Source organism: Nocardiopsis sp. TSRI0078 (genome assembly GCF_001905145.1).
In the GTDB taxonomy this organism is placed as follows: Bacteria; Actinomycetota; Actinomycetes; order Streptosporangiales; family Streptosporangiaceae; genus Nocardiopsis.
In genome coordinates this window covers 161,437-175,619 of the sequence record NZ_LWLB01000036.1, presented here as the reverse complement: position 1 = coordinate 175,619, position 14,183 = coordinate 161,437, and the positions used below count along the sequence as shown (strand labels likewise).

Genomic DNA, 14,183 nt, shown 5'->3' with positions numbered 1-14,183 from the left:
GCCGGGGAGGGGCTTCAGGAGGCGGCGGAGCCCTCGGGGGCGGAGGCCTCTGTGAGCAGGGACACGGGCTCCTCGCCCAACCGCACGCGGTTGACGGGCAGCAGGTCCGCGAGCTGCTCGGGGTTGCGGGCGCTGGCGAGCACCGACACCACACCGGGCCGGTCCGCCAGCCAGGACAGCGCGGCGGCGGCCTGGGAGATGCCGCCGCGCTCGGCGACGGTGTCCAGTGCCCGGAGCACCCGCTCGCCGCGCGGGTCGTCCAGGTAGGCGCGGGCGCTGCCCGCGCGCGGGCTGTCGACCTCGGCGGCGCCCGGACGGTACTTGCCGGTGAGGAAGCCGCGGGCCAGGCCGAAGTAGGGCAGCAGGGCCAGACCGCGCTCCCGGGCCAGGGGCACCAGGTCGGACTCGATCCCGCGCTCCATCAGGTTGTACAGGGGCTGGACGCACACCGGGGCGTGCAGCCCCTCCCGCTCGCAGACCTCCAGCCACTCGCGGATGCGGTCGGGGCTGTGGTTGGACAGGCCCACGTAGCGCACCCTGCCCTCGTCCACCAGGTCGGAGAAGGCCCGCGCGCTCTCGGCCAGCGGGGTCTCGGCGTCGTCGAAGTGCGCGTAGTACAGGTCGATGGCCTCCACGCCAAGCCGGTCCAGGGAGGCCTTCGCGGCCGCCTTGACGTTGGCCTCGGACAGGCCGGGGAAGTCGGGGTGCCGGCTGACCTTGGTGGCGATGACCAGGTCCGAGGGCCGTCCGCGGGAGGCCAGCCAGCGGCCGATGACGGTCTCGGACTCGCCGCCCCGGTGCCCCTCGACCCAGGCGGAGTAGGAGTCCGCGGTGTCGAGGAAGTTGCCCCCGGCCGCCGTGTAGGCGTCCAGGACCTGGAACGAGGTGCGCTCGTCCGCGGTCCAGCCGAAGACGTTCCCGCCCAGGCACAGGGGGGACACGTGCAGGTCGGAGCGGCCGAGGCGGCGGAGCTGTACGTCCTTCATGATCACCGTGTTCTGTCGGGTGCAGGGTGCGTGCGGTCGACAGGCTAGACCGGAGGGCGGCGGGGAGGCCGTCGTTCTCCGTCCCGCCGGAGTGTCACCCGACGGGCGGAAGGGGCACGGCGAGCCCGGGGCGGTGGGTCGGAGGACTCCCGGGGTGCGGTACTCCAAGGATGGAACGCATTTCGGTTTAATCCTTATTTTGTTTTCGTTTCCGTGGGGTGACATCCCGGTCGGGGTGTCGAATGCACGGTGTCTCTGGCATGGCGCTTGGGGAAAGCCGGGGCGAATTCGGGTTTTCCGCTTCCCTGATTGGCCGAGGCGTTCGTACCGACACCGCGGGGGTGCGTTCCCCTGTCTGCTGAGAACGGGGCGCGGTCGACCCGCTAACAGGGGTGTCAAGCAGTTCGGCGCTACTCCGAGTAACACCTTGAATCTGAGCTGGATTCCGGGGGTGCATGTCAAATTTACTTTCCGTGGCCGAGTTGCCGCATGCTGTGATTTCCATTTTAGGGGTCTTCTAGGGGTTTCCAGGGTTGGTTTAGGGGTGGTCGATACGTCCTTTGTGACTCTAATGTCGTTGTTGATGGCGGCGAGGTCATGGCAGTTCCCAGGGCGTCGAACCGGGGGAATCTCCACCTCGGCTTCCAGCAGAGTGGCGAGGGTCATGTTGGAATTTCATTCCATGTTGAACTTCCTGGTCACCGTCGGGTGAAACCACCTCTATGGGAAGAGTCGAATGCGTATCAGAGCCCTGAGCGAGGTACTGCCGGGCGAGCCCGTGACCAACCGCGACCTCGCTGAGCGCTTCGGACTGCACGAGCGGTGGCTGGAGCGGATCACCGGCAACCGCACCCGGTACCTGTGCGATCCCGGCAGTCCGGACGGAGTACCCAAACTCACCGGTGAACTGGCCACCGACGCGGGGCGGCGGGCCATGGAGTCCGCCGCCGTGGGAGCGGGTGACCTGGACTTCCTCATCCTCGCCACGGCCTCGCCCGACCACCTGATGCCGTCGACGGCCAATCTCGTCGCCGACCGGCTTGGTCTGGACGACCTGCCCGTCCTCCAGCTGACGTCCGGGTGCGCCGGAGCCCTCCAGGGCCTCTACACGGCCCGCGCCCTGCTGTCCTCGGGCGCCGGACGCGGTCTGGTGATCGGCGCCGACACCTGCCGCAGGCTGATGCCCTCCAGCGACGAGGCGGTCCGCGCGCTCGGGCCCGCCGGGATGGTCAACTTCGCGATGTTCGGGGACGGCGCGGGAGCCGCGGTGGTCGAGTCCGAGGGAGACGGCCCCGCGCTGACCACCGAGCACATGATCCTGCGCACCGTCGGCAAGGGGCGCGAACCGGCCCAGCTGGTCCGCTGGTACGGCGCCGAGGGAGCCCCCACGGTCCCCGGGCCCAAGGGCACGCCGGTTCCCGAGCCGATGGCCGAGGAGGACTACAAGGCCATCGAGGCCAACGTGCCCGGCCTGGCCGCCGAGGTCCTCACGGAGCTGGCCGCGTCGGTCGGCTGGCCGGTCGCCGAGGTCGAGCACGTCCTCACCCCGCAGCTCAACGGGGTGATGACCGAGCGCATCCGCGAACACATGAGGGTGCGCCCCGAGCAGGCGGTCTCCTGTGTCGCCGACACCGGCAACAACGGCAACGCCCTGCCGTTCATCCAGCTCAACCGGGCCCTGCGCCGTATCGCCGGTGCCCCCGACGGCCACGGAGGGCGCGTGCTGCTCACCGCCATCGAGTCCTCCAAGTGGGTCGTCTCCGGGATGGCCCTGCGCTGGGACGGAGGCGACGGCCGATGACCACCGCCGACCGCCGCGGCCCGATCCCCGAACTGCGTGCCCTCAAACGAGCCGGCCTCGGCACCGACCCCGGCCGGGTCCGCGCGCTGATCGCCGAACTGACCGATCCGCTCGACCTGGAGGCGGCCGGACGCCTCGTCGGCGGCGCCAAGCAACGCACCGCGCTCACCGAGTCCGGTTCCTTCCGCGAGACCCGGATCGCCTTCCTCGCCAGCTCCACCATCGACCCGCTGCCGCCCATGGTTGTCGCGGCCCTGGCCCGCGAGGGCGTCGCCGCCGCCACACGCGCCGCCGGATTCGACCAGTGGCAGCTGGAGGTCCTCACCGGGGCACCCGAACTCGGCGACCTGGAGCCCCGCGTGGTCAGCTGCCTGCTCGACGACCGGGCCGTTCTGTCGGCCGTCGCCGATCCCCTCGACCTCGAACTGGTCGAGCGGCGCTGCGCCGGGTTCGCCGCCGAACTGGCGGAGTGGGCGCACGCGTGCCGGGGCACCCTCGGCGGCACCGTCGTCCTCAACACCGTGCCCCTGTCTCCGCTGGCCCGCGCACGCCACGTCGACTACGCCGGCCGTGCGCGCCTGGCCTCGGCCTGGCACCGGATGAACTCCGACATCCTCGCACTGGCCGCCGACCACGCCTCGGTCGTGGTCGTCGACACGGCCGGACTCGACACCCCCACCGTGGCGGCCGACGACCGCATGCGCCACATCGCGGGTCAGGCGTTCTCCCCCCACTTCCTGCGCGCCTACGCCGAGGAGCTGACCCGGGTGGCCCGCGCCGAGCTCGGACTGGCCCGCAAGTGCCTGGTCCTGGACCTGGACAACACGCTGTGGGGCGGGGTGGTCGGCGACGACGGCGTCGGCGGCATCCGCGTCGGCGGCGCCTACCCCGGGTCCGCCTTCAGCGAGCTGCAGGGACTCGCGCGCGACCTCGGCCGCCAGGGCGTCATCCTCGCGGTCAGCTCCAAGAACGACCCGGACATCGCGGAGGAGGCCATCACCACCCACCCCGAGATGGTGCTCGCCCGCGAGGACCTGGTCGCCGTCCGCGCCGACTGGCGGCCCAAGCCGGACAACGTCGCCGAACTCGCCCGCGAACTCAACATCGGCACCGACGCCATGGTGTTCGTCGACGACAACCCCGCCGAGCGCGAGCTCATGCGCCATGCGCTGCCCGAGGTCACCGTCCCCGAGATGCCCGCCGATCCGAGCGGCTACGCCCTGTCCGTCGCCCGTGCCGCCGGAGTCGACCTGCTGCGGCTCACCCGGGAGGACCGGGGCCGCGCCGACATGTACCGCGCCCAGACCGGCCGTGAGCAGCTGCGGGCGGGGTCCGACAACCTGGAGGGCTACCTGCACGCCCTGGAGTCCAGGCTCTCCCTGGAACCCCTGGACGAGCTCAACTCCGCACGGGTGGTCCAGCTGTTCGCCAAGACCAACCAGTTCAACCTCACCGGCCGCCGCTACGGCGCCGAGGAGATCGCACGGATCACCGGCCGGGGAGGCGGCTTCTACGCCGCGCGCCTGTCCGACCGGTTCGGCGACAACGGACTGATCGCCGCGCTGGCCCTCCTCCCCGGGGACGGCGGGGCCTGGGAGATCGGCAACATCGTCATGAGCTGCCGGGTCTTCTCCCGCGACGTGGAGCACGCGATCGTCGGAAGCGTCCTGCGCGCCGCACTCCGCCACGGCGCCTCCGCGGTCACCGCCTCCTTCACCCGGACCGACCGCAACGCGAAGTTCGCCGGCTTCTACCCCGAGGCGGGCTTCACCGAGGTCACCGACACGGCGGGAGCCACCGACGGCACCCGGGCCTTCCACCACGACCTGGCGCAGCCCCCGCCGCTGCCCGCCTGGATCACCATCACCCGAGGCGAGGAGATCATCGATGCGCTCTGAGGAACTGGCCAGCGAGGTCGTGGCCGACCTCCTGGATGTCGACGAGGACGGCCTGAGCCCGGACGTGCGCCTGGCCGACGTGGAGGGCTGGGACTCGGTCAACGCCCTGCGCGTGCTCGTCTACCTGGAACGCGCGCTGGGCGCCGAACTCGACTACGACGCGTTCGAACGGGCCCGGACCCTCGGCGACATGGCGGCCGTCCTCGAACCCCACGTGTCCGCTCGGGACGGAGCCGACCTGTGAGCACGCCCCTGCGGGACCTGCCCGCCCAGCGCCGCCAGACCTACGCGTTCCTGCGCGACGCCCGCAACACCTGCCACGTCCACCTCCTGGCCGACGTGGACGTCACCGCCCTGCGCCGGGCCCGTGGGACCTCGGCCGAGCGGACCAGCTACGTCAGCTACGTCGTCAAGGCCGCCGCCGACGCGATCGCCGCCAACAGCGACGCCCGCACGGTCCTGCGCGACGGCCTGCGCCCCCGGCTGGCCACGATCGAGGACGTGCACGCCAAGGTCCTGTTCGACAAGACCGTCGACGGCCAGCGATGCGTCCTCTCCGGATCCGTCGAGTCCGCGCAGGGACTCGGCGTCGCAGACATCCAGCGGATCATCGACGACCACAAGAAGGACGACGCCACACCGGGCGGCCCCTTCGCGCAGGTACGCAGGCTGCAGCGCCTGCCCCTGCCCCTGGTCCGCGTGCTCTACAAGGCCGTGCTGCGCGATCCCCGGCGCCGGGCCCGGCTCCAGGGCACCTTCTCGGTGACCTCGGTGGGCCACGAACCGGTGCGCGCGATCCTGCCGATGATCGGCGGGACCTGGGGATTCGGGATCGGCACCATCACCGACACCCCGGTCGTACGCGACGGAGAGGTCGTCGTCCGACCGGTGCTCACCCTCAGCCTCACCTTCGACCACCGGGTCGTCGACGGCGCCCTCGCGGCTGAGCTGCTGGGCGAGGTCAAACACGGACTGGAGAACTGGACATGACGGCGCGCGAGAGCGGAAGTACGGTGCACACCGACGTCCTCGTCGTGGGCGCGGGCCCCGGCGGCGGGCTCCTCGCGCACCTCCTGGCGCGGGCCGGGGTGAACGTGGTGCTGGCCGAGAAGCAGTCCACGCTGGAGCGCAGTTTCCGCGGCGAGACCATCGCCGCCCGTTCCGTGCTCACCCTGCGCGAGCTCGGCTTCGAGGCGGCCCTGCGCGAGCACGGGTTCGTCGAGATGACGGGCATCGGGCAGTGGGAGAGGGGCCGCCGCGTGATGCACATCGACTACCGGCGCTTCCCCATCGGGGCCGTACCCATCGACATCCCCCAGCCCGCTCTCATCGGTGCGTTCCTGGACGGGTCGGCCGAGTACCCGGGCTTCACGTACATGGCCCCCGCCAACCTGACCAGCCTGATCGAGGAGGACGGCGAGGTGCGCGGCGGTGTGCTGCGCCGCGGCGACGAGCGCGTCGAGGTGCGCGCCCGGCTCGTCGTCGGCGCGGACGGCCGCTTCTCCAAGACCCGCAAGCTGTCCGGCCTGCCCGCCGACATCCAGCCGATGGAACGCGACTTCCTGTGGTTCAAGCTGCCGCGCCCCGACGACTGGGGACACGACGGCAACCTCGTCGCCTCCGGCGACAGGCACCTGGTGATCCTGCCCGCCTTCCCCGACCTGCTGCGCGTGGGCTACAACCTGCCCAAGCGCGGCCTCGCCGACGCGCGCGCCCAGGGGCTGGAGGCGTTCAAAGCGGGCATCCGAGACGTCGCCCCGCAGCTCACCGACCTGGTGGAGGAGCACATCACCTCCTGGAAGGACACGTCCTTCCTGGAGATCTTCACCGCCGAGATGGAGACCTGGAGCCGCGACGGGCTGCTGCTCGTCGGCGACGCCGCCCACACCTGCACCCCCATCCTGGGCCAGGGGGTCAACCTCGCCCTCCAGGACGCGGTGTACTTCACCCCGGTGATCACACGCGCCCTGCGGGAGCGGGAGGGCGCGGTCCCCGCGGGCGTCTTCGAGGAGGTCGTCGCCGAACGGCGCAGACACAAGGCGATGGTCACCCGCTTCCAGCGCTTCCAGGAGGCGGCCCTGGCCCAATCCTCGGCCGCGGGAACCGCGATGCGCCGGACGCGGCTGCGCGTCATCAACCGGCTGCCGTTCAAGTACCGCCTGCTCGACCGCGTCCTGAACGCCCCCCACGGCATGGCCGTCGAGGACGTGTATGCGCGCGCTTGACGAGGCGAAGGAGTTCGTCCGGCTCCACGCCCGGCACATGGGTCTCAGCAACGCCGAGATCGAGGATGTGCTCGGCCGGATCCGCGACCTGGACGGTGTCGGCGAGGGCGGGTGGGTCACCGAGTGGTCCCGCCTGGCAGCCGACCGCCATGAGAGCGGTGACGCGTCCGAGGCCGCCGACCTGTACGTCCTGGCTCGTTTCCCCTGCGCCGACACCCCGGCCAAGGTCTCCGCGGCGCGCAGCGCGGCCTCCGTCACCGCCGACTGGCTGGCCGAGACCGGCGCGGGGGAGAGGCGGACCGCCCGGGTCGGCGGTGACGAGGTGTCCTTCCTCTTCTCCCGGCCCGCCCGGACCGACGCACCGCTCGTGGTGATGATGGGCGGCATCGTCGCGCTCAAGGAGCAGTGGAGCGGCTTCCTGGGGCTGAGCCGCAGGCTGGGCTGCGCCATCGCCATCGCCGACTTCCCCGGTGTGGGAGAGAACGGGGTGCCCTACTCCCGGGACGCGGCGGACGTCTACACCGCCGTCATGGACGCCGTCGCGGACGACTGCGACGCGGACGCCACCCTGGCGGTGGCGCCCAGTTTCGGCGGCCACCTGGCCATGCTGTGCTCGGCGCGCGACGAACGCCTCCGGCGCCTGGTCACCGTCGGCGCGCCCCTGCGCGCCTTCTTCACCGACCCCGACGCGCGCGCGGGCATGCCCCGCATCACCCGCGCCGCGCTGAGCCGGGCGGCCCGCGTCAGCCACGACGGGCTGGCCGACCGTCTGGACGAACTGGCCCTCGCCCCCGACGAGATCGCCGCACTGCGCATGCCGGTCACCTACGTGGCCAGCACCCGCGACGAGATCATCCCCAACCGCGACTGGCGCGACGCCGCGGTGCTCAACCCAGGCCTGAGCGTCTACGCCTTCGACGACGTTCACGGCGCGCCCCACCATCTTCGGCAGACGCGCCTGCTCACCCTCACCGCCCTGTGCCAGCACGCCGGACGAGGGGGACTGGCCTCCGTCCTCGGCCTGCTGACCCGACGCCTGATGCGTATCCGGCCGCTGTACAACGGCCCCATCGCCACTGGAGGAACCCCTTGATCCCAGCGGACCACGGTAAGGACACCCGTGAGGTCGCCGTCGTCGGCCTGGCGAGCCGCCTCCCCGGAGCACCCGACCCGGGTGCCCTCTGGAACATGCTGACCGAGGGCCGCCACGCCATCGGCCCGGTCCCGGCCGACCGCTGGGACGCCACCGCCCAGCTCGACCCGGAGAAGCACGTCCAGTCCGTCGGCGGCTTCCTCGACGGCGTCGCGGACTTCGACCCCGTGTTCTTCGGCATCTCCCCGCGAGAGGCCGCCGACATCGACCCCCAGCAGCGCCTCTTCCTGGAGGCCGCGTGGCGTGCCCTGGAGGACGGCGGGCAGACCGCGGCCCGCCTGCGCGGCACCCGCTGCGGCGTGTACGTGGGGGCCTCCTGGCACGACTACGAGATCCTGCGCAAGGAGCGCGGGGCCCCCGCCACGCAGCACAGCGCGGTGGGCAACGCCCCGGACGTCATCGCCGCACGCGTGTCCTACTTCCTCGGCCTGACCGGCCCCAGCATGACCGTCGAGACCGGTTGTTCCTCGGCCATGGTCGCCCTGCACCTGGCGTCGCAGGCCATCCGGCACGGCGAGGTCGACTCCGCCCTGGTCGGCGGCGTCAACCTCATCCTCGCTCCCGACGTGTCCATAGGGCTGACGCACTTCGGCGGCCTGTCGGACCGGGGACTGTGCCAGGCCTTCTCCGCGGACGCCGACGGGTTCGTGCGCGGCGAGGGCGTGGTCGCCCTGCACCTGAAGCCCCTGGACGCCGCCCTGGCCGACGGCGACCGGATCCACGCCGTCCTGGCGGGCACCGCGGTCAACAACGACGGCGGTGGCGACAGCCTGGCCTCACCCAATCCGGCCGGGCAGGAGGACCTCCTGCGCACCACCTACACCGGCCTGGGCCTGTCCCCGGACCGGCTCGCCTACGTCGAGGCGCACGGAACCGGGACCCCCAAGGGCGACCCCATCGAGGCCGAGGCCATCGGCCGCGTCCTGGGCGCCACCCGCTCACCCGGGGCCGGACCCCTGCGCATCGGCTCGGTCAAGACCAACATCGGCCACCTGGAGGCCACGGCGGGCCTGGCCGGGCTGGTCAAGGTCATCCTCGCGCTGCGGCACCGCACCATCCCGGCCAGCCTGCACGCCGAGACGCTCAACCCCGCGATCGCCTTCGACGAGCTCAACGTCTCCCCGGTCCGCACCCCGGTCGAACTGCCCGGCGACGAGCCCCTGTACATGGCGGTCAACTCCTTCGGGTGGGGCGGGACCAACGCCCACGCCGTCCTCACCACCGCGCCCGAGACCGCCCGGCCCGGTACCGCCGAGCCGGTGCCCGCACTGCTCACCGCGCTCAGCGCCCACTCCGAGGCCGCGCTGCGCCAGCGCGCGGGCGACCTGGCCGACGCCCTGACCGCGGGGGAGCTGGACGTGGCCGGCGCGGCCGGGACCCTGGCCCGGCGCCGCGACCACCTGCCGGTGCGCGCCGCCCTGCTCGCCACCGAACCCGCCGAACTGGCCGAGGGGCTGCGCTCCCTCGCGGACGGCACCCACGACCCCGAGGAGTCCGAGGACGTCGTCACCGGACACCCCGGCCCCGTCGGACGCGTCGCGTTCGTCTTCCCGGGACAGGGCTCCCAGTGGGTCGACATGGGGCGCGAACTCTACGAGCACGCCCCCGTCTTCCGCGAGGCCGTCGACCGCTGTGGTCGCGCCCTGTCCGCCCACGTCGACTGGGACCTCGCCGAGGTGGTCACCGGCGGCGCCGGAGCCGCCTGGACCGACCGGGTCGACATGGTCCAGCCCGTGCTCTGGGCGACCTCGGTCGGACTGGCCGAGCTGTGGCGCGCGGCCGGGGTCGACCCCGACGTCGTGGTCGGCCACAGCCAGGGCGAGGTCGCCGCGGCCACCGTCAGCGGAGCCCTGTCCTACGAGGACGCCGCCCGCGTGGTGGCGCTCCGCAGCTCCGCGGTCCGCGCCATCGCGGGCAAGGGGCTCATGATGGCCGTCGAACTCGACAGGGACGCCGCCCAGCGCTGCCTGGAGGGCTTCGAGGAGTTCGTGTCCCTGGCGGTCAACAACGGGCCGACCTCGTGTGTGCTCTCCGGCGAGTCCGACTCGGTTCTGATGCTCAAGGAGCTGCTGGAGGCCGACGGGGTGGACTGCCGCCTGGTCAAGGTGGACTACGCCTCGCACAGCCCCCAGGTGGACGAGGTCTCCGACGACCTGGTCCGGGACCTGGCGGACGTGGCGCCCCGCGAGGGGGAGGTGCCGATGATGTCCACGGTCGAAGCACGTGTGCTCACCGGCGCCGAACTCGACGCCGAGTACTGGGTGGCCAACCTGCGCCGCCCGGTGCGCTTCGCCGAGTCGGTCGGCGCCCTGCTCGACGACGGCGTCACCCACGTCGTGGAGGTCAGCGCCCACCCGATCCTGGCCATGGCCCTGGAGGGACTGGTCGGCGAACACGGCACCGACGCCAGCGTGCTGACCACGCTGCGCCGGAACCGCGGCACCACCACAGATCTGGCCCGCGCGTTCGCCCGTGCCTACACCAGTGGACTGGAGCCCTTGGCGCACGTGCCCGCCGACGTGCGCGCCGAACTGCCGCCCTATCCGTGGCAGCGCACCCGCTACTGGGTGCCCGAGGCCCGCAGGCGCACCGGAGGCGGCACCGAACCCATCCTGTCCCCGCTCACCGTCGAGCAGGACGCCTGGCAGGGCGAGGTCACCCTCGACGTGCGCGACCAACCCTGGATCGACGACCACCGCGTCCACGACGCCGTCGTCCTCCCCGGCGCGGGCATGCTCGCCCTCGCCCTCGCCACCGCGCGTGCGCGCGGTGGCGCGCTGCCCCGCGACCTGGTCGACGTGCGCTTCCTGAGCGACCTCACCCTGGCCGGGGAGGCCGCCCGCCTCGCCGTGCTGTGGCGCGACGACGTCACCGAGGGAGGCAGCTTCACCCTGATGTCCCTGCCCGAGGGCGCCGGCGGCTGGACCACCCACGCCACCGCACGCGTCCACCACACTTCCGTCGGGGACGAGCGGGCCGAAGCCTTCCCCGAGGCCCTGCGCACCGCGCGGGCCGGCGACGTCGAGGCCTTCTACGACGCCTGCACCGCGCGCGGGCTCCACTACGGACCGGCCTTCCGCGTCGTCACCGAACTGCGCCACGACGAGACCGAGGCCCTGGGCAGGCTCGGCCTCGACGGGCGCGTCCGGGTCGGAGCGCGCCCCCACGGGCTGCATCCGGCCCTGTGGGACGGAGCCCTTCAGGTCACCCTCGCCCTGTGCGGAGACGGCGCCACGGTCGTCCCGACCGGAGTCGACCGGGTGACCCTCCACCACGACCTCGCCGAACCGGTCCTGGCCGGGTGGAGCCACGCCGTGCGGCGCGATACCCACCTGTTCGACCTCACCCTGTTCGATGACGCCGAGCGCCCCCTGATGACCATGAGGGGGCTGCGCCTGAGCCCGCTCCAGGGCACCGAGGACCGCGGCGCCGAAACGGAGCGCCTGCACCGCATGACCTACGTCGACCGCCCCGCCCCCGGGCCCGCGGGCCCGGGTGCCTGGGCGGTCGTCGGCGACCCCGCCGACGGCACCGGCGACCTGGCCCGCGCGCTGGAGGCGGCCGGAGCCGCCGTCCACCGGGGACGCACCATGGACGAGGTCTCCGGGACCCCGGTGGACGCGGTCGTCCATGTCGCCCCGAGCGCCGCACGCGGCCTCGACGCCCAGCGCGCCGGGATCACCGAACTGACCGGGACCGTCCGCGCCTGCGCCGGACGCGGTGTCCCTCCCCGCCTGACGGTGCTGACCCACGGTGCGCAGGCCGCCGACCCCACCGAGGTCCCCGACCCGGGTGCCGCCCTGTACTGGGGCTTCGCCCGCGTGCTGCGCCGTGAGCACGGTGAACTGACCCCGCGGGTGGTCGACGTCGCCGGACCCGGGCGTGTCACGGACGCGGTCGCCGAACTCCTCGCCGACGACGGTGAGGACCAGGTCCTCGTGCGCTCCGGCCGGCGCCTCGTCGGCCGCCTGGCCGGCGGCCCCGACGAGAGCGGGCCGGTCCCCGTCGCATGGGCGACGCCGCGCCGACCCCACCGCCTCACCTCCGACCGCCCCGGCCTGTGGGAACGGCTCGTGTACCGGCCGCTCACCACCGACCGCCCCGGCCCCGGCGAGGTACGGGTACGGGTCGAGGCGTCGGCGCTGAACTTCATCGACGTCATGAAGGCCCTGGGTACCTACCCCGACCCCAGCGGCGGCGACCTGTTCGGCGGCGAGTGCGCCGGGCACGTCACGGACGTCGGCGAGGGCGTCACCGGCTTCGAGCCCGGACAGCGGGTCGCGGCCTGCGTCTTCGGCGCCATCGCCTCCCACGTCACCCTGCGCGCCGACCACGTGCGCGTCCTCCCCGACCACCTCGGCGCGGCCGAGGCCGCCACCCTGCCGCTGGCGGCCATGACCGCCTGGTACGGGCTGCGCGACCTGGCCCGTCTGGAGGAGGGAGAGACCGTGCTGGTCCACTCGGCGGCGGGCGGCCTCGGCCAGGCCGCCGTGCAGGTGGCGCGCTCGGTCGGCGCGCACGTCATCGCCACCGCGGGCAGCGAGGACAAGCGGCGGACGCTCCGCGAGTCCGGAATCGAGCACGTCTTCGACTCCCGCGACCTGTCCTGGGCCGACGGAGTGCTCGGGGCCACCGGCGGTCGCGGCGTGGACGTCGTGCTCAACTCGCTCTCCGGCGCCGCCATCGGCCTGGGGGTGAGGGTCCTGGCCGAGGACGGCCGGTTCGTCGAGGTCGGCAAGAAGGACATCTACCAGGGCCGGTCCCTGAACCTGTCGGAGTTCCGCAAGGGAGTGTCCTTCGCCGCCGTCGACCTGGCCGGACTCATGACCCGGCGCCCCGAGCGCTTCGCGCGGCTCTTCGACCGCGTCTGGGCCGGGGTGTGCGAGGGGACGCTCACCCCGCTCCCGTACATCACCCGGCCCTTCGCGGAGGCCGCCGACGCGCTGCGCGACATGGCGCGCGGCGTCCACGTCGGCAAGATCGTGCTCACCGACCCCGACACCGTCACCTCCATCGCTCCCGAGGCGATGCCGGGCGGGAGCCTGCGCGCCGACGGCCGCTACCTGGTCACCGGCGGCCTGGGCGCCCTGGGCCTGTCCCTGGCCGAGCACATGGCGGAGCGGGGAGCGGGCGCGCTCGCCCTCGTCGGCCGGTCGGGGCCCACCGCCGAGGCACAGGCGCGTATCGAGGCGCTGCGCGGGCGAGGGGCCAAGGTCACCGTCGTCTCCGCCGACGTCACGGACGCCGTCTCGGTGGAGAAGCTCCTGGCCGAACTCCGTGAGGACGGCACGCCGCTGTGCGGTGTGGTGCACGCGGCCGGAGTCCTCGACGACGCCACCATCGACACCCTGACCCCGGAGGCGGTCGAACGTGTCATCGGGCCCAAGGTCGACGGCGCCCGCCACCTGGACGCCCTGACCGGCGACGACCCGCTCGACTTCTTCCTGCTGTTCTCGTCGGCCGCGGCGCTGGTCGGCAACGTCGGACAGGCCGCCTACGCGGCGGCCAACACCTACCTGGACTCCCTGGCAGTGGCCCGCCGCCACCGGGGCCTGCCCGCGCTGAGCGTGCAGTGGGGTCCGTTCACGGACGTGGGCCTGGCCGCCGCAGACGCCAACCGCGGCGACCGGCTCGCCGACCGCGGCATGGGCGGGTTCACCGCCGACGAGGCGTGGCGGGCCCTGGACGGAATGCTGGCCGCCGACACCCCCGTCACGGGTTATGTGCCCCTGAACCTGCGCCGCTGGTTCGACGCCTACCCCGAGACCGCGGCCCAGCCCAGCTGGGAACTGCTCAAGGACCGTGCCGACAGCGGCGGAACGGAGGGCGACGAGTTCCGCGTCCGCGTGCTGGCGGCCGACCCCGACGAGCGTCCCGGCCTGGTCGAGGCCAAGGTACGGGAGCTGGCCGGGCGCGTCCTGCGCCTGGAGTCCGACGCCATCGACAGGCGCGTCCCCTTCAAGGAGCTCGGCCTGGACTCGCTGATGAGCCTCGAGCTGCGCAACCGCCTGGAGGTCGCCTTCGGCCTCAAGCTCTCTCCGACCCTGCTGTGGACCTACGGCAGCACGGAGGCCCTGGCCGCCGTGCTGGACGAGCGCCTCACCACCTCCGCCTGAACCT

Annotated in this window: 8 protein-coding genes; 7 read left to right on the top strand and 1 reads right to left on the bottom strand. The window is 72.9% G+C overall.

Annotated features, from left to right (window positions below; all coding sequences use genetic code 11):
* Positions 1-14: 14 nt before the first annotated feature.
* A complete protein-coding gene (locus A6A08_RS25330) occupies positions 15-986 on the bottom strand; it encodes an aldo/keto reductase (RefSeq protein WP_073705257.1) in 972 nt (323 codons plus the stop codon).
* Positions 987-1,722: 736 nt separating this feature from the next.
* On the opposite strand from A6A08_RS25330, the gene A6A08_RS25325 reads away from it, so the two are divergent.
* The 7 genes from A6A08_RS25325 to A6A08_RS25295 are packed head-to-tail and all read left to right on the top strand — an operon-like array spanning position 1,723 to position 14,179.
* A complete protein-coding gene (locus A6A08_RS25325) occupies positions 1,723-2,787 on the top strand; it encodes a 3-oxoacyl-ACP synthase III family protein (protein ID WP_073705159.1) in 1,065 nt (354 codons plus the stop codon).
* Positions 2,784-4,685 carry an HAD family hydrolase gene (locus A6A08_RS25320; RefSeq protein WP_073705158.1) on the top strand — a complete coding sequence of 634 codons (1,902 nt, stop codon included), beginning with the start codon at positions 2,784-2,786 and terminating at the stop codon, positions 4,683-4,685. The genes A6A08_RS25325 and A6A08_RS25320 overlap by 4 nt, the downstream gene beginning before the upstream one ends.
* Positions 4,675-4,929, top strand: coding sequence for an acyl carrier protein (locus A6A08_RS25315; protein ID WP_073705157.1), 255 nt, complete (start codon positions 4,675-4,677; stop codon positions 4,927-4,929). The genes A6A08_RS25320 and A6A08_RS25315 overlap by 11 nt, the downstream gene beginning before the upstream one ends.
* On the top strand, positions 4,926-5,675 hold the full coding sequence (locus A6A08_RS25310; protein ID WP_073705156.1) for a 2-oxo acid dehydrogenase subunit E2: 750 nt from the start codon (positions 4,926-4,928) through the stop codon (positions 5,673-5,675). Before A6A08_RS25315 ends, A6A08_RS25310 begins: the two co-directional genes overlap by 4 nt.
* Positions 5,676-5,698: 23 nt before the next feature.
* Positions 5,699-6,910: an FAD-dependent monooxygenase gene (locus A6A08_RS25305; protein WP_242422892.1), complete on the top strand. Its 1,212-nt coding sequence runs from the start codon at positions 5,699-5,701 to the stop codon at positions 6,908-6,910.
* Positions 6,897-8,003: an alpha/beta hydrolase gene (locus A6A08_RS25300; RefSeq protein ID WP_073705154.1), complete on the top strand. Its 1,107-nt coding sequence runs from the start codon at positions 6,897-6,899 to the stop codon at positions 8,001-8,003. Before A6A08_RS25305 ends, A6A08_RS25300 begins: the two co-directional genes overlap by 14 nt.
* A complete protein-coding gene (locus A6A08_RS25295; protein ID WP_199867040.1) occupies positions 8,000-14,179 on the top strand; it encodes a type I polyketide synthase in 6,180 nt (2,059 codons plus the stop codon). The genes A6A08_RS25300 and A6A08_RS25295 overlap by 4 nt, the downstream gene beginning before the upstream one ends.
* The last annotated feature ends 4 nt before the right edge of the window (positions 14,180-14,183 follow it).

Excerpts from the sequence above, each read along its gene's own strand:
- A6A08_RS25325 (WP_073705159.1), top strand. The coding sequence starts at position 1,723 with ATGCGTATCAGAGCCCTGAGCGAGGTACTGCCGGGCGAGCCCGTGACC.
- A6A08_RS25300 (WP_073705154.1), top strand. The coding sequence starts at position 6,897 with ATGCGCGCGCTTGACGAGGCGAAGGAGTTCGTCCGGCTCCACGCCCGG.
- A6A08_RS25320 (WP_073705158.1), top strand. The coding sequence starts at position 2,784 with ATGACCACCGCCGACCGCCGCGGCCCGATCCCCGAACTGCGTGCCCTC.
- A6A08_RS25330 (WP_073705257.1), bottom strand. The coding sequence starts at position 986 with ATGAAGGACGTACAGCTCCGCCGCCTCGGCCGCTCCGACCTGCACGTG.
- A6A08_RS25315 (WP_073705157.1), top strand. The coding sequence starts at position 4,675 with ATGCGCTCTGAGGAACTGGCCAGCGAGGTCGTGGCCGACCTCCTGGAT.